Here is a 16,335-nt window from a genome sequence, read left to right on the forward strand (position 1 = left end):
TGGATCCTCAGAGGAAGTAGAGACGGTTGAGGGAGACGGACTCGGCGGGTGCGGAGCGCAGCGGCTCGCCGTCGAGGGTGACCAGTCCGGTGCGCCGGTCGACGTCCACGGTCCCGGTACGGGAGTTCCGGCGCAGGTCGGCCGGGCCGATGCCGCGCGTGCCGCGCACGGCGACCCTGCGGCGGCGGGTGGGCAGCAGGTCGTGCCCCTGGTCGGCGGCGGCCTGCGCGACGAACGCCACCGAGATCTCGGCCGGGGTCGCCCCGTGCGCCCCGAACTGCGGTCCGAGGACCAGGGGTTCGCAGGTGTCGGTCGCCGCGTTCGGGTCGCCGGTGACGCCGTACGCCGGGAAGCCGGCCTTCAGCACCAGTTGCGGCTTGGCCCCGAAGTACTCCGGACGCCACAGCACGATGTCGGCGAGCTTGCCCGTCTCGAGGGATCCGACCTCGTGCGCAAGGCCGTGCGCGATGGCGGGGTTGATGGTCAGTTTCGCCATGTAGCGCAGGACGCGGGCGTTGTCGTGGCCGTCGTCGCCGGCGCCGAGCTCGGCCTTCATCTTCCCGGCCATGGCGAAGGTGCGGCGGACGGTCTCGCCCGCGCGCCCCATGCCCTGCGCGTCCGAGGAGGTGATGCCGATGGCACCCAGGTCGTGCAGGACGTCCTCGGCGCCCATCGTCCCGGCCCGGATGCGGTCACGGGCCATCGCGGCGTCGCCCGGCAGGTCGGTCTTGAGGTCGTGGACGGAGACGATCATGCCGTAGTGCTCGGCGACGGCGTCCCGGCCGAAGGGCAGGGTCGGGTTGGTGGAGGAGCCGATGACGTTCGCGACGCCCGCCATCTTCAGCACGTTCGGGACGTGCCCGCCGCCGCAGCCCTCGATGTGGAAGGCGTGGATGGTCCGGCCCTCCAGCACCCGCAGGGTGTCCTCGACGGAGAGGCACTCGTTCAGCCCGTCGCTGTGCAGGGCGACCTGGACGTCGTGCTCCTCGGCGACGCGCAGGGCGGTGTCCAGGGCGCGGGTGTGGGCGCCCATGTCCTCGTGCACCTTGAAGCCCGAGGCGCCGCCCTCGGCGAGGGCCTCCACCAGGGGTGCCGGGTGGGAGGACGAACCCCGGCCCAGGAAGCCGATGTTGACCGGCCAGGCGTCGAAGGCGCCGAACGCGTGCCGCAGCGCCCAGGGCGAGTTGACGCCGACGCCCCACACGGGCCCGAACTCCTGGCCGATGATCGTGGTCACCCCGGAGGCGAGCGAGGCCTCCATGACGCGCGGCGACAGCAGGTGCACATGGGTGTCGACGGCCCCGGCGGTGGCGATGAGCCCTTCTCCGGACACGATCGACGTCCCCGTCCCGACGACGACGTCGACCCCGTCGAGGGTGTCGGGGTTCCCGGCCCGGCCGATCGAGTGGATCCGGCCCTCGCGGATGCCGATGGACACCTTCCGGATGCCCTGCACGGCGTCGATCACCACGACGTTGCTGACGACGACGTCACAGGTCTCCCGGACCGCGGCGGCCTTCAGGTGCAGCCCGTCGCGGGCGGTCTTGCCGAACCCGGCGAGGAACTCGTCGCCGGGCCGCTGGGAGTCGGACTCGACCTGGACGACCAGCCCCGAGTCGCCGAGCCGGAGGCGGTCGCCGGCGCGGGGGCCGTGGGTGGCCGCGTACTCGTAAGGGGTGAGGCGGCGGGCCTCGGCGGGGTGGCCTCCCGGGCGGCTCATCGTGCGGCCTCCTGCCCGGTGGTGTCCGGTACGCCGAGGTAGCCGCAGGCCGCGGCTCGCCTCAAGGCCTCCTGCTTGGCACCCGGGGCGTCCAGCGGCCCGTCGACGAGCCCGGCGAAACCGATGGCGATCCGCTCGCCCCCGATCGGCACCAGCCCGACCTCGGCGCTCTCCCCCGGCCCGAACCGGACGGAGGACCCCGCGGGCACGGCGAGGCGCATGCCGTAGGCCCGGCCGCGGTCGAAGTCCAGCCGCGGGTTGGCCTCGAAGAAGTGGAAGTGGGAGGTGACGGAGACCGGCACGGCGGCGGTGTTGACGACCGTCAGCCGGATGTCCGGCTCCGGCTCGGCGTGTTCCGGCCCGGGCAGCAGCGCGCCCGGGGCGTCCGGTCCCGACCCGCCGCCGAGGGGGTCGGAGACGACCGCGAGCCGCGAGCCGTCGTCGAAGACCGCCTCGACGTGCACCTCGGTGACGACGTCGGCGACGCCGGGCAGCACGTCGCCGGGCCCGAGGACGGACCGGGCGGCCTCGACGGCCTCGGCGAGCCGCTTGCCGTCCCGGGCGGCCTCGCACACCGTGTCGGCGATCAGCGCGGTCGCCTCGGGGACGTTGAGCCTCAGTCCCCTGGCCCTGCGGGCGCGGGCGAGCTCGGCGGCGCCGAAGAGCAGCAGCCGGTCGCGTTCGGTCGGGGTCAGCCGCATGTCACTCCCTCCATTTAGAGCATCACTCTAAACACGAATTGCCCGCGGCCGAAAGGTTGACGGCGGACCATTGCGCCCATCACATTGAATGTCGCTCTAACCGAGGGAGACCAGCATGCCGATCGAACAGCGCGGAGTCGACACCGTCCCCGAGGAGGAACGCACCAGCGGACCACGGGACCTCGTGGCGATCCTGCTCGGCTCCAACCTCTGCCTCGGCGTGATCGTGTTCGGCTGGCTGCCGCCGTCCTTCGGCCTGGACTGGTGGTCGTCGGTCAGCGCGGTGGTGGCGGGCACCGTGGCCGGCGTGGCGCTGACCGCTCCCCTGGCGCTGATCTCGCTGCGCACCGGCACCAACCTGTCGACCTCCTCGGGCGCCCAGTTCGGGGTGCGCGGACGGCTGGTCGGCTCGGTCGTCGGCCTGCTGCTGGCCCTCGGCTACACCGCGCTGACCGTGTGGATCGGCGGGGACGTGATGGTGGGCGTGCTGAGCCGGCTGGCCGGACTGCCGCAGGGCGGGGTCTCGTACGGCGTCGTCTACGGGCTGCTCGCCGCGGCCACGGTCGCGGGCGCGGTGTACGGCTACCGGGTGCTGCTCGCCCTGTCCCGGATCCTCGCCTTCGGCATGACGGCCCTGCTGGCGCTGGGCGTGATCGCCTACGCCCCGCACTTCACCACCGCCGCGCTGCCGGAGACCGGCGGCCACCTGCTGGGCGGCTTCTGGCCGACGTGGCTGCTCGCGGCGGTGGCGGCCGGGCTGTCCGGGCCGATCGCGTTCATCACCCTGCTCGGCGACTACACCCGCTACATCTCCCCGGCCCGCCACTCCTCCCGCCGGGTCCTGCACGCGACCTGGCTGGGGCTGACGCTGGGCCTGCTCGTGCCGCAGTTGTTCGGCACGTTCACGGCGTACGCGGCCCGGGCGGCCCTGGACTACGCCGACCCGCTGGTGGCGGCGGCCCCCGCCTGGTACCTGCTCCCGCTGCTGCTCGCGGCCTCGGCCGGCTCGGTCGGCAACGCGGGTCTGATGCTCTACTCGATGGGCCTGGACCTGGACGCGATCCTGCCGCGCGCCTCCCGGGCGAAGGCCACGTACACGGTCGCCGTCGTGGCCACGGCCTGCGTCTTCGCCGGGCACTGGTTCTCCAGCGCGCAGGACGCGATGACGTCCTTCGTGCTGCTCCTGACGGCGGTCGGCACGCCCTGGGCGGTCATCACCCTGATCGGCTTCGCCCGCTGCGGCGGGGTGTACGACGCGGACGCCCTGCAGGTCTTCAACCGCCGCGCACGGGGCGGCGTCTACTGGTACCGCAACGGCTGGAACGTCCCCGCGACCCTGTCCTGGGCGGCCGGCGCGACGGTCGGCGCCCTGTCGGTGTCCCTGCCGTCGTACGAGGGCCCGCTGCTGGCCCTGACGGGCGGCGTGGACTGCAGCTTCCTGCTGTCGGGCCTGGTGGGCGGGGTGGCGTACGCGCTGTCGAGCCCGGGGTCCGCGCGCAGGCACCCCGGGGCGGACGCGACGCCCGTGGGGGCCTCGCGCCCGGCGGACACGGAAGGCGCGTCGAGCACGGCGCGGTGACCGCGGCACGGGGCGGGGGCGGTACGCCGACGGGGCGAGCGGGGCCGCCGGCCCGGACCGGTTCCGGGCCGCCGGCTCCTGGGCCCACCCGCGAAGGGGCGAGCCGGGCTTCCGGCCCCACCGCTTCCGAGCCGACCGCTCCCGGGCCATGGCCTCGAAGGCCGGGCCCCGACAGGGCAAGCCCGGTTCCCAACCCCACCGCCTCCGAGCCAACGGCTTGCAGCCCTACGACCCTCACGCGGCCAGGCACCGCCAGAAGAGCCCTGCCCCAACCCACCGCCCCCAGGCCGATCAGCCCCAGACCCACCCTCGAAGGCACGGCGCCGACAGAGCGGGCCCCGCTTGCGGCCCCACCGCCTCCAGCCCCGCCGCCTCCACGCCCACGGCCCACAAGCCGGGCGGCACGGCGCGCCCGGCTGCCAGCCAGGGCCCACAACGCGGAAGCCGGGCGCCGCCGGGAAGGCAGGTCCGGCTTCGGGGGCGGTCGATTCCGGGGGTGCGCCGGCAACGGCCCGAGGTCCGGGGCGGAGCCCGGGCCCCCGGGCCCCAGTGCTCAGGCCAGCCGGTGCATCCAGCCGTGCGTGTCCTCGGCCGTGCCGCGCTGGATGTCGAGCAGCGCCTGACGCAGCCGCAGCGTGACCTCGCCCGGCTCGCCGCCGCTCTGCTTCCACTCCGCCCCGGCCCGCTTCACCGTGCCGACCGGCGTGATCACCGCGGCCGTGCCGCACGCGAACACCTCGGTCAGCGACCCGTTCTCGGAGTCCCGCTGCCACTGCTCGGCGGAGATCCTGCCCTCCTCGGCCTCGTAGCCGAGGTCGCGCGCGACCGTGAGCAGGGAGTCACGGGTGACGCCCTCCAGGATCGAGCCGGTGAGGGACGGCGTGACGATCTTGTTCCCGTACACGAAGTACAGGTTCATCCCGCCCAGTTCCTCGACCCAGGTGTGCTCGACGGCGTCGAGGTAGCAGACCTGGTCGCAGCCCTTCGTCGCGGCCTCGGCCTGCGCCAGCAGGGACGCCGCGTAGTTGCCGCCGGTCTTGGCGTCGCCCATGCCGCCGGGGACGGCGCGCACGCGGTCCTCGGAGACCCAGATCGACACCGGCTTCACCCCGCCCGGGAAGTAGGCGCCGGCCGGGGAGGCGATCACCAGGAAGAGGTACTCGTTGGCCGGCTTCACACCGAGCCCGACCTCCGTCGCGATCATGAACGGGCGCAGGTAGAGGGACTCCTCGCCGCCGTGCGCCGGCACCCATGCCTTGTCCTGCCGCACCAGCGCGTCGCACGCCTCGATGAACGTCTCGACCGGCAGCTCCGGCATCGCCAGCCGCCGCGCGGACCGCTGGAAGCGCTCGGCGTTCTTCTCCGGCCGGAACGTGGCGACCGAGCCGTCGGGGCGGCGGTAGGCCTTCAGCCCTTCGAAGATCTCCTGCGCGTAGTGCAGCACCGTGGTGGCGGGGTCCAGGGAGATCGGCGCGTAGGGCACGAGCTGCCCGTCGTGCCAGCCGCGGCCCTCCGTCCACTTGATCGTCACCATGTGGTCGGTGAAGTGGCGGCCGAACCCGGGGTTGGCCAGGATCGCCTCGCGCTCGCTGGCGGAGAGCGGGTTGGCGGAGGGCTTGAGCTCGATCGTGGGCGTCGTCATGGGTTGATGTCCTTCACCGGTTGTAGTGACGGGCCGCGCTCGGTACTGCTCTGATGGTGACCAGTGCTAGGACGTCCGAGCATTCCCTCATTGCGCGGCCTCGCGTTCGATTATCGCCCGGGGGCGGCGGCGGAAGGAACGGGGTGAATGCGACCCGGTGGTCGAGGATGGCACCCGGCGGGAACACGCGGAAGCCGCCGGGCGCGGAGGCGACCCGGCGGCTTGCTGAGAGCGCGGCGGGTCAGCCGGCTACTCGTACGGCGAGCGCGTCGCCGATCTCCGAGGTGGAGCGGGCGGGCTTGCCGGCGCGCTCGCCGAGGTCGGCGGCGACCGCCTCGTCGATGCGGGCGGCCTCGGCCTCGTAGCCGAGGTGGCGCAGGAGCAGGGCGACGGACAGCACGGTGGCGGTCGGGTCGGCCTTGCCCTGGCCGGCGATGTCCGGGGCCGAGCCGTGCACGGGCTCGAACATCGAGGGGAACTCGCCGGACGGGTTGATGTTCCCGCTGGCGGCGACGCCGATGCCGCCGGAGACGGCCGCGGCGAGGTCGGTGACGATGTCGCCGAAGAGGTTGTCGGTGACGATGACGTCGAACCGCTCGGGCTGCGTGACGAGGTAGATCGTCGCCGCGTCCACGTGCATGTACTCGGTGGTGACCTCGGGGTACTCCGCGGCCACCTTGTTGAAGATGTTCGTCCACAGGTGACCCGCGAAGGTCAGCACGTTGTTCTTGTGGATCAGCGCCAGCTTCTTGCGCGGGCGGGCCTGGGCGCGCTCGAAGGCGTCGCGCACGACCCGCTCGACACCGAAGGCCGTGTTCACGGAGACCTCGGTGGCGACCTCGTGCTCGGTGCCCTTGCGGATCGTGCCGCCGTTGCCGGTGTACGGGCCCTCGGTGCCCTCGCGGACCACGACGAAGTCGATCTGCGGCTCACCGGCGAGCGGGGTGGCGACACCCGGCAGGAGCTTCGACGGGCGCAGGTTGACGTGGTGGTCGAAGGCGAAGCGGAGCTTGAGCAGGAAGCCGCGCTCCAGGACGCCGGACGGCACGGACGGGTCGCCGATCGCGCCGAGCAGGATGGCGTCGTGCTGCTTCAGGGCGTCGAGGTCGGCGTCGGTGAGGGTCTCACCGGTGGCGTGGTAGCGCCGGGCGCCGAAGTCGTACTCCTTGGTCTCCAGCTTCACATCCTGCGGAAGGACGGCGGAGAGGACCTTCAGGCCTTCGGCCACGACCTCCTGGCCGATGCCGTCACCGGGGATCACTGCGAGATTGATGCTGCGAGACATGCGGGCACCCTACTCCTCGTCCCATGGGATGACACAAGGTGTCCGTGATGCGGACACCCGACCGGGTGGCCGCACGCGGCCGTCGACCCCCGTTCACCCGTATGTGTGGCGGCCGTTGGCCTCCGATGGGAAGTTCTCCGGTCATGGAGATCCCCCACTTCGGCATCCCGCCCGAGCTCGCCCGCCGGATGAGCATGGCGGAACAGCACGCGTACCTGCGCACCCGGCTGTCCCGGCGGCGCACGCTGGTCACCGCGGGCGCGGTGGCGAGCGGGCTGCTGACCGGCTGCTCCGGCTCGGGGCCGGGCGGCGCCACGGCGACGCGGAGCCCGTCGGCGAGCACGTCCCAGGCGCCCGGCTCCTTCATCACGCCCTTCGGCCGCCACCTCGCCTTCGGCGCCGATCCCCGGACGCAGATGCGGATCTCCTGGCAGGTGCCGCTCGCGGTGCGCAAGCCGTACGTCCGGGTCGGCACCCGCCCCGGCGACCTCGGCGGCAAGGTCGAGGCCGAACTGCGCGCCCTGCACACCCCGGAGCTGAAGGGCGCACGGGCGGCCATCGAGCAGTTCTACGTGCACGCCGCGCTGGACGGCCTGCGTCCGGACACCACCTACTACTACGGCGTCGGACACGAGGGCTTCGACCCGGCGTCCCCGGAGCACCGCTCCACCGTCGCGTCGTTCCGCACGGCTCCCGCGCGCCCGTCCGGGCGGTTCGTCTTCACCGCGTTCGGCGACCAGGGCGTCGGCGCCGAGGCGGCCCTCAACGACCGCATGCTGCTGCGCCGGAAGCCCGCCTTCCATCTGCACGCCGGCGACATCTGCTACGCCGACCCGACCGGCAAGGGCAAGGAGTCGGACGTCTTCGACGCCACCCAGTGGGACCGGTTCCTGAAGCAGACCGAGCCGGTGGCCCGTTCGGTGCCGTGGATGGTGACGACCGGCAACCACGACATGGAGGCCTGGTACTCCCCCGACGGCTACGGCGGTCAACTGGCCCGTTTCTCCCTGCCGGACAGCGGCTTCGACCCGCGCACGGCGCCGGGCGTCTACTCCTTCACCTACGGAAACGTCGGCGTGGTCGCGCTGGACGCGAACGACGTGTCGTACGAGATCCCCGCCAACTTCGGCTACACGCAAGGGCGGCAGACGCGCTGGCTGGACCGGAGGCTGGGCGAGCTGAGGGCATCGCGGGACGTCGACTTCATCGTCGTCTTCTTCCACCACTGCGCGTACTCCACGTCCACGCACGCCTCGGACGGCGGGGTGCGGGCCGCGTGGCTGCCGCTGTTCGCGCGGCACGAGGTGGACCTGGTCATCAACGGGCACAACCACGTCTACGAGCGGACCGACGCCGTCCGGGACGGCGAGGTGGGCAGGCCGGTGCCCATCGGCGGGACGACGGACCCGCGCCGGGACGGGATCGTCTACGTCACCGCGGGCGGCGGCGGCAAGGAGCTGTACGGGTTCCCGGACGGCGCGCGGGAGAGCTACGAGGGCGACGTCACCGACGGCGAGGCGGTCGAGTCGTTCCGGTGGACCAGGTCCCGGGGCACGAAGGCGGAGTCCGCGCCGTGGTCCCGGGTGCGCTACCGCGGGTTCTCGTTCCTCTCCGTGGAGGCGCTGAGCGGCGCCGCGCCGAGGCTGGAGGTGTCGGCGCTGGCGTCGAGCGGTGAGCGCATCGACCACTTCGAGGTGCGGCGCGGGGCGTGAGGCCCCGCGCCGCGCCCCGTCGGGCGGCTCCCGGTCCTGGTGCGGCTCAGTGGCCGGTGGATCCGCCGTTGTCCCTGCGGTCGAGGGCGCGCTGGAGCGCGGCGGCGGCGTTCTGGCGCTCGGACTCGCTCGTGCGGGAGGTGTGGCGGACTCGGCGGCGGACGGTCGTCTCGGCCATGGGAGATCGACTCCTTCGAAACAGCACGGAGTGCGGAAGAGGGGGATTCGAGACGCCGGAAGGGGCGGGGAGCGGTGGCCGCAGGGGTTGCCTGCGCGGGGCCCGGCTCACGACCGCCATTCGCTTGGTCGAGCGAGACGTTCGGCTCCTACAAAGCTAAGGGAGTCCGGAGCGTCTGTCTCCACAATTACTCGGACTTCCTACTATCTGAGACGGCGAACCGGGCCGCACCGCCCCGGCCTGCGGTGATTCCTAGAGCACGTCCCCGTCCCGCCAGTCGAAGAGCAGTTCGTGCGCCGGGTCGAGCGGGACGGCCGGGACGGGACGGACGTAGGTGCTCCCCTCCTCCTCCCGCAGGCGGACGGCGCCGTACCGGGGGCTGAGGGCGTGCACCTCCCCGCGCCACGGCCGCCAGCCCCGGGCGGTGTAGAGGCGGGCGCCGTCGTCGCTGGCGGACAGGGCGCCGAGGTCGTAGGCGCGGTCGACGACGCGTTCCAGCTCCGCCATGACCCGCCCGCCCAGACCGGCCCGGCGGGCGTCGGCGCGGACGGCGACGTTCTCGACGTACCCGGTGCGCAGCCACCGGCCGCGGTGCCGGACCCGGCGCATCACGACCGCCCCGTGCGCGGCGAGTCCGGAGCCGTCGTGGACGAGGACGTGCAGGCCGCCGAGGCCGTGGTCGAAGTCCTCGTCGCCGAAGTCGCCGTCGAAGGCGGCGTCCAGCAGGGTCCGTACGGCGGCGAGTTCGGCGGCGTCGAGGTCTGCGGTGTGGGCGGTGCGGGCGCGGAAGGTCATCGGCCCAGTATGCGAACGGGGCCGGTCGCTCTCGACTGGTTATGGGCAGCACCCGCGCGCAGGATGGAAGGGTCCGGCTCCGGGAGGGAGACCCGATGACCACGGCAGAGCCGCGCGTACAGCTGATCACCCAGCACCGCTTCGGCGGACCGGACGTGCTGGAGGTCGAGGAGCACCCCCGGCCCGAGCCCGGCCCCGGCCAGGTCCTGCTGCGGGTGCACGCGGCCGCGGTCGGACCGGCGGACCGGCCGGCCCGTTCCGGTGCCGCCCCGCTGTTCGGTGAGCCGCCGTTCACCCTAGGGCACGACGTGTCCGGGGAGATCGAGGAGATGGGCCCGGGCGTCACGCGGTTCCGGACCGGCGACGAGGTGTTCGGCCGGATCGACGGCGGCGGCCACGCCACCCACGTCACCGCCCCGGCCGGCCACTTCGCCGCGAAACCCGCGGGGCTGGACCACGCCCACGCGGCCGCCGCGCCGACGGCGGTGCTCACCGCCTGGCGGGCCCTGATCGACATCGCCCGGGTCGGTCCGGGCAGCCGCGTGCTGGTGCGCGCGGCGGCCGGTGGCACCGGTCATGTGGCGGTCCAGCTGGCCGCGGCGGAGGGCGCCCACGTCGTCGGGGCCGCCCGGGCCGAGGACCACGCCTTCCTGCGCGACCTGGGCGCCGACGCGCTCGTCGACGACACGGCCGGGGACCTCGCCGAGCTGGTCCACGACATCGACGCGGCCCTCGACCCGGTCGGCGGCGACCGGGCCCCGAGCCTCCTCGACACCCTGCGCCCGGACGGCATCCTGCTCTGCTGCGTCCCGTCCGACCTGGGCCTGTCGCCCGAGGACGCGGAGGCGCGCGGGCTGCGCTTCGCCCTCGTCCCCGACACCCCGTCGGGCGACCTCCTGGCCCGGGCCGCCCCGCTCCTCGCCGACCGCCGCATCCGCGTGCACGTGACGGCGACCCTGCCCCTCGCGGACGCGGCCCGCGCCCACGCCCTGGCCGAGGAGGGCCGCGCGCGGGGCGTGGTCGTCCTGGTGCCGCACCCCTGACCCCCGGGTACGCCGCGGGGCCGGGCCACGACGGCCCGGCCCTACGGTGCGCACGGTGCTCAGCCCATGTGCGGGTAGGTGTAGTCGGTCGGCGGGACCAGCGTCTCCTTGATGGCGCGGGTCAGCGTCCAGCGCATCAGGTTCTGCGGGGCGCCGGCCTTGTCGTTGGTGCCGGAGGCACGGCCGCCGCCGAAGGGCTGCTGGCCGACGACGGCGCCGGTGGACTTGTCGTTGATGTAGAAGTTGCCGGCCGCGTAGCGCAGTTTGTCCGCCGTGTACGCGGCGGCCGCGCGGTCGTTCGCGATGACCGAGCCGGTCAGGGCGTAGTCGGAGACGGCCTCCATCTGGGTCAGCATCTCGTCGTACTTGTCGTCCTCGTAGACGTGCACCGCGAGGATCGGGCCGAAGTACTCGGTGCGGAACACCTCGTTCTCCGGGTCGTCGCACGCGATGACGGTCGGGCGGACGAAGTACCCCTCGGAGTCGTCGTAGGTGCCGCCCGCGACGATCGTGCAGGAGGCGTCCTCCTCGGCGCGGTCGATGGCGGCCTTGTTCTTGGCGAAGGCGCGCTCGTCGATGACGGCGCCGATGAAGTTCGACAGGTCGGTGACGTCACCCATCCTGATGCCGTCGACCTCGGCCGCGAACTCCTCCTTGAAGCCGGAGTTCCAGATCGAGGCGGGGATGTACGCCCGGGACGTGGCGCTGCACTTCTGGCCCTGGTACTCGAAGGCGCCGCGGGTCAGGGCGGTCTTCAGGATCGCCGGGTCCGCCGAGGGGTGGGCGACCAGGAAGTCCTTGCCGCCGGTCTCGCCGACCAGGCGCGGGTAGGTGCGGTACTTCTCGATGTTGTTGCCGACCGTCTTCCACAGGTACTGGAAGGTCTTGGTCGAGCCGGTGAAGTGGATGCCGGCGAGGTCGCGGTGCTCCAGGGCGACCTTGGAGACCTCGATGCCGTCGCCGGTGACGAGGTTGATGACGCCCTTGGGCAGACCGGCCTCCTCCAGGAGCTGCATCAGCAGCACGGCGGCGTGGGTCTGCGTCGGGGACGGCTTCCAGACGACGACGTTGCCCATCAGGGCCGGGGCGGTGGGCAGGTTGCCCGCGATGGCGGTGAAGTTGAAGGGCGTGATCGCGTAGACGAAGCCCTCCAGCGGCCGGTGGTCCAGCCGGTTCCACACGCCCGGGGAGTTGGCCGGGGGCTGCTCGGCGAGCAGCCTGCGGGCGTAGGAGACGTTGAAGCGCCAGAAGTCGACCAGCTCGCAGGGGGTGTCGATCTCGGCCTGCTGGGCGGTCTTGGACTGGCCGAGCATGGTGGAGGCGGCGAGCGTCTCGCGCCACGGGCCCGCCAGCAGTTCGGCGGCGCGCAGGATGATCGCCGCGCGGTCGTCGAAGGACATCGCGCGCCAGGCGGGCGCGGCGGCCAGGGCCGCGTCGATCGCGTCCTGGGCGTCCTGCTGCGTGGCGTTGCGGTAGGTGCCGAGCACGGCCTTGTGGCGGTGCGGCTGGACGACCTGGAAGGCCTCGCCGCCGCCCATGCGCTTCTCGCCGCCGATGGTGCAGGGCAGGTCGATCGGGTTGTCGGCCAGCTCCTTCAGCCTGGCCTCCAGCCGGGCCCGCTCGGGCGAGCCGGGGGCGTAGCCGTGCACCGGCTCGTTGACGGGGGTGGGGACCTGGGTCACAGCGTCCATGGGTTCCGTAACTCCTTACTGAGCGGTGGTTCGGTCTCAGCCCTTGAAGAGCTGTCAGCCCTTGGTGAGCATCGAGCGCGCGAAGAAGCGCAGGTTGGCCGGCTTCTCCGCGAGACGGCGCATGCTGTGCCTACCCGGGGGACGACCCCCGGACCCCCGGCAGGGGCCGCGGCACAGCCCTGTCACGTCAGCCACGGGTCATCACACTCCTGGCGAAGAACCGCAGGTTGGCCGGCTTCTCCGCGAGACGGCGCATGAAGTAGCCGTACCAGTCGGTGCCGTAGGCGGTGTAGACGCGCATGCGGTGGCCCTCGGCGGCCAGCCGCAGGTGCTCCTCGGTGCGGATGCCGTAGAGCATCTGGAACTCGTAGTCGCCGGGCTTGCGCCCGGCCCGGTGGGCGAGTTCCTGGCCGATGGCGATGAGGCGGGGGTCGTGGGAGCCGATCATCGGGTATCCCTCCCCCTGCATCAACGTCCGCAGGACGCGGACGTATGCCCGGTCGATGTCGTGCTTGTTCTGGTACGCGACGGAGGCGGGCTCCTTGTAGGCGCCCTTGACCAGCCGCACCCGGCTGCCGCTGGCGGCGAGGCGGCGGGCGTCGTCCTCGGTGCGGAAGAGGTAGGCCTGGATGACGCAGCCGGTCTGCGGGAAGTCCTTCCGCAGTTCCTCGTGGATGGCGAACATCGAGTCCAGGGTGGTGTGGTCCTCGGCGTCCAGGGTGACGGTGGTGCCGATCTCGGCGGCGGCCTCGACGACCGGGCGGACGTTCTTCAATGCCAGCTCATGGCCGCCTTGGAGGGCCTGCCCGAACATCGACAGCTTCACGGACATCTCGGCGCGGGTGCCGAGCTCCAGCGGCTTGAGGCGGTCGATCAGCTCCAGGTAGGCGTCTCGGGCGGCGGCGGCCTGCGCCGGGCTGGTGATGTCCTCGCCGACGACGTCCATCGTCAGCTCCAGGCCCTGATCGGTGAGGTCCCGGATCACGGGCACGATGTCGTCGACGTCCTCGCCCGGGATGAAGCGGTCGACGACCTGCTTGGTCACCGGGGCCGCCGAGATCAGGCGTCGCATCCGGTCGCTGCGTGACGCGGCGAGAATCACGGGACCCAGCACGGGGCACCTCCAGAGCACAAGCAACAGAAGGCCGGACCCCGCGCGGGTGTCGCGTCGGGTACGGCACGGAGAACCACCGTGAAACCTAAGGATCCCTCCGATCGTCGGCCATCGACAGCTGTCACGCATCCGTGCCGCAGATCTCAGACAGATGTATGAAGGGGCCGGTGCGGTGGGGGACAATGCCCGCGTGACGTCGGAACACAGAGGCGACTACGAGGAGCTGGTCGACGAGGTCTCGGAGCTGCTCGGCGCCCCCGCGACCCTGGAGAACCGCGACTTCGAGCTGATCGCCTTCGGGGCCTACGACAGCGAGGGCGACCTCGACCCGTCGGCCCTGGACCCCGTGCGCACCCGCTCGATCCTCACCCGCCGCTCGACGGCGGCCGTGCGGGCGTGGTTCGAGGGCTTCGGCATCACCCGCGCGACCGGCCCGGTCCGCATCCCGCCGACCCCGGAGGCCGGTGTCTACCGGGGCCGGATCTGCCTGCCCGTCCGGCACCGGGGAGTGGTGCACGGCTACGTCTGGCTGCTGGACGACGAGCCCGGCCCGAGCGAGGCCCAGCTGTCGGCCGCCATGCGGGTCACGGCCCGCATCGGCGCCCTGCTCGCGGACGAGGCACAGCACGGCGCCGACCTCAGCCGGGAGCTGCGCGCCGTCCTGACCGCCGAGCGCGACTGGCAGCGCGACATGGCGATCGCCGAACTGCGCACGGCTCTCGGCCCGCGCGCCGACGGCCCCCACACGGTGGTCTGCGTCGCGCCCTGGCCCTCCGCGGACCCCGACGACGCCCCCTCGGTCCGCACGATGCCGGGCGCCTCGGCCCTGTGCACCCTGCCGTGGGGCGCCGCACAGCAGTGCGTGGCCGTCCTGATCCGGCTGCGGTCACCGGACACCCTGACCCCGGCGACGACGGCGGCCGCGCGCCTGCTGGAGCGGACGGGCCCCGCCCCGGCGTCCGGCGGGCAGGGGGCCGCCGGCGGCACCGCACCGGGGGCGGCGGGCGGCACCTCACCGGGCGCGCCGGACGGACCCGCCGGTGCCGCCGCGGGTCTCGCCACCGCCCGGCCCGGTCTCGCCGGCCTGGGTGCCGCCTGGGCGGAGGCCGCGGCGGCGGCCCGGGCCGCGCTGGCGGAGCCCCGGCTGGGACCGGTCGCCCGGTGGACGTCGATCGGTCCGTTCCGGCTGCTCACCGCCCTGCCCCCGCAGATCGCCCACGACCCCGCGGTCGGCCCGCTCCTCACCCCCGCCCACCGCCCGCTCGCCCGCACCGCCGAGGTCTACCTCGACTGCGCCGGCCAGGCCGCCCGGGCCGCCGCCGAGCTGGGCATCCACCGCCAGACCCTGTACTACCGGCTCTCCCGCGTCGAGAAGCTCACGGGCCTGGACCTGGACGACGGCGAGGACCGGCTGCTGCTGCACATGGCGCTGAAGTCGGCCCGGCTCGCCCCCGGGGATGCCCCGGGACCGACCGGGTGACTCTCCTCGCCCGAGCGAGCGGATCAGAGGGCTCACAGGCGGTTCCGGGCGCCGCACGGGTCACCCATCTCCCGGTTGGCCGTCTCTGGGAGGAGTTCACGTGCGGAAGCGACGCGCCTGGTCGGCGAGGCGGACGGTGGTGTCGGGCGTGGCCTGCGGGATGCTCTCCCTCGCGCTGCCCGGCTCCCACGCGCAGGCCGGTCCCGGCCACGAGGACGAGGACCTGCGGAGCGCTTCCGTCGTCGTCGACTGGATGCGCACGGCGGACGCCGTGGTCGAGGCCGAGGCCCGCCCGGCCCCGCCCGAGTCGTTCGTCTGGGAGGCGTACGTCTCCACCGCCGTCTACAACGCCGTCGTCGGCGTCGAGGGCCGCTTCGCCCCGTACCGCTGGGACGGGCGCGCACCCCGTACGGCGTCCTCCGCGGCGGCCGCCGCCTCGGCGGCGCACCACGTGCTGCGCCACCACTTCCCCGGGGCGGCCCGCCGTCTGGACACCGCCCTGGCCGGCACCCTCGCGCGGATCCCCGACGGCCGGGCCGAGAACGAGGGCGTCGCGTTCGGCAAGCGGGCCGCCGCCCGCATCCTCGACCTGCGCCGCGACGACGGCCGCGGCGCGTCGGTGCCCTTCCCGGCCCGGCCGCGCCCCGGCGTCTGGCGGCCCACCCCGCCCGGGCACGCGCCCTTCTCCAACGCCTGGATCGGCCGGCTCCGGCCGCTGCTGATGGACTCGCCGCAGCAGTTCCGCCCCGGCCCGCCGCCGTCCATGCGCTCCCAGCGGTACGCGAGGGACCTCGCCGAGCTGGTGGCCTACGGGGGCCGCACCGGCTCCCAGCGGACCCCCGGCCAGACGGACACCGCGCGGTTCTTCGTCGCCCTCGAACTGCAGGAGGCCCTCGGCGACCACGCCCTGCGGCACGGGTTCGACATCGCCGAGACCGCGCGCCTGTACGCGGCGGCGAACACCTCCCAGGTGGACTCCGTCATCGCCGCCTGGGACGCCAAGCTCCACTACGGGACCTGGCGGCCGGTCACCGCGATCCGGGAGGCCGACACCGACGGCAACCCGGCGACCCGCCCCGACCGGACATGGGAGCCGCTGCTCGTCACCCCGGCGCACCCCGACTACCTCAGCGGCCACGCCACCATGGGCGGCGCGCTGATGCGCACCCTGACCGGCCTGTTCGGCACCCCCGAGGTCGACCTGCGCATCCGCTCGGACGTGACGGGCACGACCCGCCACTACCGCTACGCCCACGAGTACGTACGGGACGTCGTCGACGCCCGGGTCTGGGGCGGGATCCACACCCGGACGGCCGACGAGGCCGGCGCCGCCACCGGACGGCACCTGGCGGCCTGGGCGCTGCGGAAGCACTTCCGCCCCGTCCCCTGACACCG

General features: G+C 73.4%; 13 protein-coding genes. 5 read left to right on the top strand and 8 right to left on the bottom strand.

Going from position 1 to position 16,335, the window contains the following annotated elements; genetic code table 11:
* Positions 1–7: 7 nt before the first annotated feature.
* Both ABZY20_RS19490 and ureA read right to left on the bottom strand, forming a co-directional pair.
* A complete protein-coding gene (locus tag ABZY20_RS19490; RefSeq protein WP_356442753.1) occupies positions 8–1,720 on the bottom strand; it encodes an urease subunit alpha in 1,713 nt (570 codons plus the stop codon).
* Positions 1,717–2,421: an urease subunit gamma gene (ureA, locus tag ABZY20_RS19495; RefSeq protein WP_356442754.1), complete on the bottom strand. Its 705-nt coding sequence runs from the start codon at positions 2,419–2,421 to the stop codon at positions 1,717–1,719. Before ureA ends, ABZY20_RS19490 begins: the two co-directional genes overlap by 4 nt.
* A 115-nt stretch (positions 2,422–2,536) precedes the next feature.
* Between ureA and ABZY20_RS19500 the strand changes: the two genes are divergently transcribed.
* The gene (locus ABZY20_RS19500) at positions 2,537–4,000 is read left to right on the top strand and encodes a cytosine permease (RefSeq protein WP_356442755.1); all 1,464 of its coding nucleotides are present in this window, start codon (positions 2,537–2,539) and stop codon (positions 3,998–4,000) included.
* A 553-nt stretch (positions 4,001–4,553) separates the two neighbouring features.
* Here ABZY20_RS19500 and ABZY20_RS19505 read toward each other — a convergent pair.
* Both ABZY20_RS19505 and ABZY20_RS19510 read right to left on the bottom strand, forming a co-directional pair.
* Complete coding sequence (locus tag ABZY20_RS19505) at positions 4,554–5,642, bottom strand: branched-chain amino acid aminotransferase (protein ID WP_356442756.1); 1,089 nt, start codon at positions 5,640–5,642, stop codon at positions 4,554–4,556.
* 241 nt (positions 5,643–5,883) lie between these two features.
* On the bottom strand, positions 5,884–6,927 hold the full coding sequence (locus tag ABZY20_RS19510) for a 3-isopropylmalate dehydrogenase (protein WP_356442757.1): 1,044 nt from the start codon (positions 6,925–6,927) through the stop codon (positions 5,884–5,886).
* Positions 6,928–7,070: 143 nt separating this feature from the next.
* On the opposite strand from ABZY20_RS19510, the gene ABZY20_RS19515 reads away from it, so the two are divergent.
* Positions 7,071–8,639: a metallophosphoesterase family protein gene (locus ABZY20_RS19515; protein ID WP_356442758.1), complete on the top strand. Its 1,569-nt coding sequence runs from the start codon at positions 7,071–7,073 to the stop codon at positions 8,637–8,639.
* A gap of 46 nt (positions 8,640–8,685) precedes the next feature.
* Here ABZY20_RS19515 and ABZY20_RS19520 read toward each other — a convergent pair whose 3' ends face one another.
* Positions 8,686–8,817, bottom strand: a complete 132-nt coding sequence (locus ABZY20_RS19520) for a hypothetical protein (protein WP_356442759.1) — start codon at positions 8,815–8,817, stop codon at positions 8,686–8,688.
* A gap of 252 nt (positions 8,818–9,069) precedes the next feature.
* On the bottom strand, positions 9,070–9,612 hold the full coding sequence (locus ABZY20_RS19525; RefSeq protein WP_356442760.1) for a GNAT family N-acetyltransferase: 543 nt from the start codon (positions 9,610–9,612) through the stop codon (positions 9,070–9,072).
* A gap of 95 nt (positions 9,613–9,707) precedes the next feature.
* Here ABZY20_RS19525 and ABZY20_RS19530 point away from each other — a divergent pair, with 95 nt between their 5' ends.
* Complete coding sequence (locus tag ABZY20_RS19530) at positions 9,708–10,655, top strand: NADP-dependent oxidoreductase (RefSeq protein WP_356442761.1); 948 nt, start codon at positions 9,708–9,710, stop codon at positions 10,653–10,655.
* 59 nt (positions 10,656–10,714) lie between these two features.
* Here ABZY20_RS19530 and pruA read toward each other — a convergent pair whose 3' ends face one another.
* Both pruA and ABZY20_RS19540 read right to left on the bottom strand, forming a co-directional pair.
* Complete coding sequence (pruA, locus tag ABZY20_RS19535; protein ID WP_356442762.1) at positions 10,715–12,346, bottom strand: L-glutamate gamma-semialdehyde dehydrogenase; 1,632 nt, start codon at positions 12,344–12,346, stop codon at positions 10,715–10,717.
* Between the two features lie 187 nt (positions 12,347–12,533).
* The gene (locus tag ABZY20_RS19540; RefSeq protein WP_356442763.1) at positions 12,534–13,460 is read right to left on the bottom strand and encodes a proline dehydrogenase family protein; all 927 of its coding nucleotides are present in this window, start codon (positions 13,458–13,460) and stop codon (positions 12,534–12,536) included.
* Positions 13,461–13,611: 151 nt separating this feature from the next.
* On the opposite strand from ABZY20_RS19540, the gene ABZY20_RS19545 reads away from it, so the two are divergent.
* Together ABZY20_RS19545 and ABZY20_RS19550 are read left to right on the top strand one after the other, a co-directional pair.
* Positions 13,612–14,940 (top strand): helix-turn-helix domain-containing protein, encoded by a 1,329-nt coding sequence (locus tag ABZY20_RS19545; RefSeq protein ID WP_356442764.1) that lies wholly within the window; start codon positions 13,612–13,614, stop codon positions 14,938–14,940.
* 100 nt (positions 14,941–15,040) lie between these two features.
* Positions 15,041–16,330, top strand: coding sequence for a vanadium-dependent haloperoxidase (locus ABZY20_RS19550; protein WP_356442765.1), 1,290 nt, complete (start codon positions 15,041–15,043; stop codon positions 16,328–16,330).
* Positions 16,331–16,335: the final 5 nt, after the last annotated feature.

The sequence above is a fragment of the Streptomyces sp. NPDC006624 genome, from assembly GCF_040611555.1.
GTDB lineage: Bacteria > Actinomycetota > Actinomycetes > Streptomycetales > Streptomycetaceae > Streptomyces.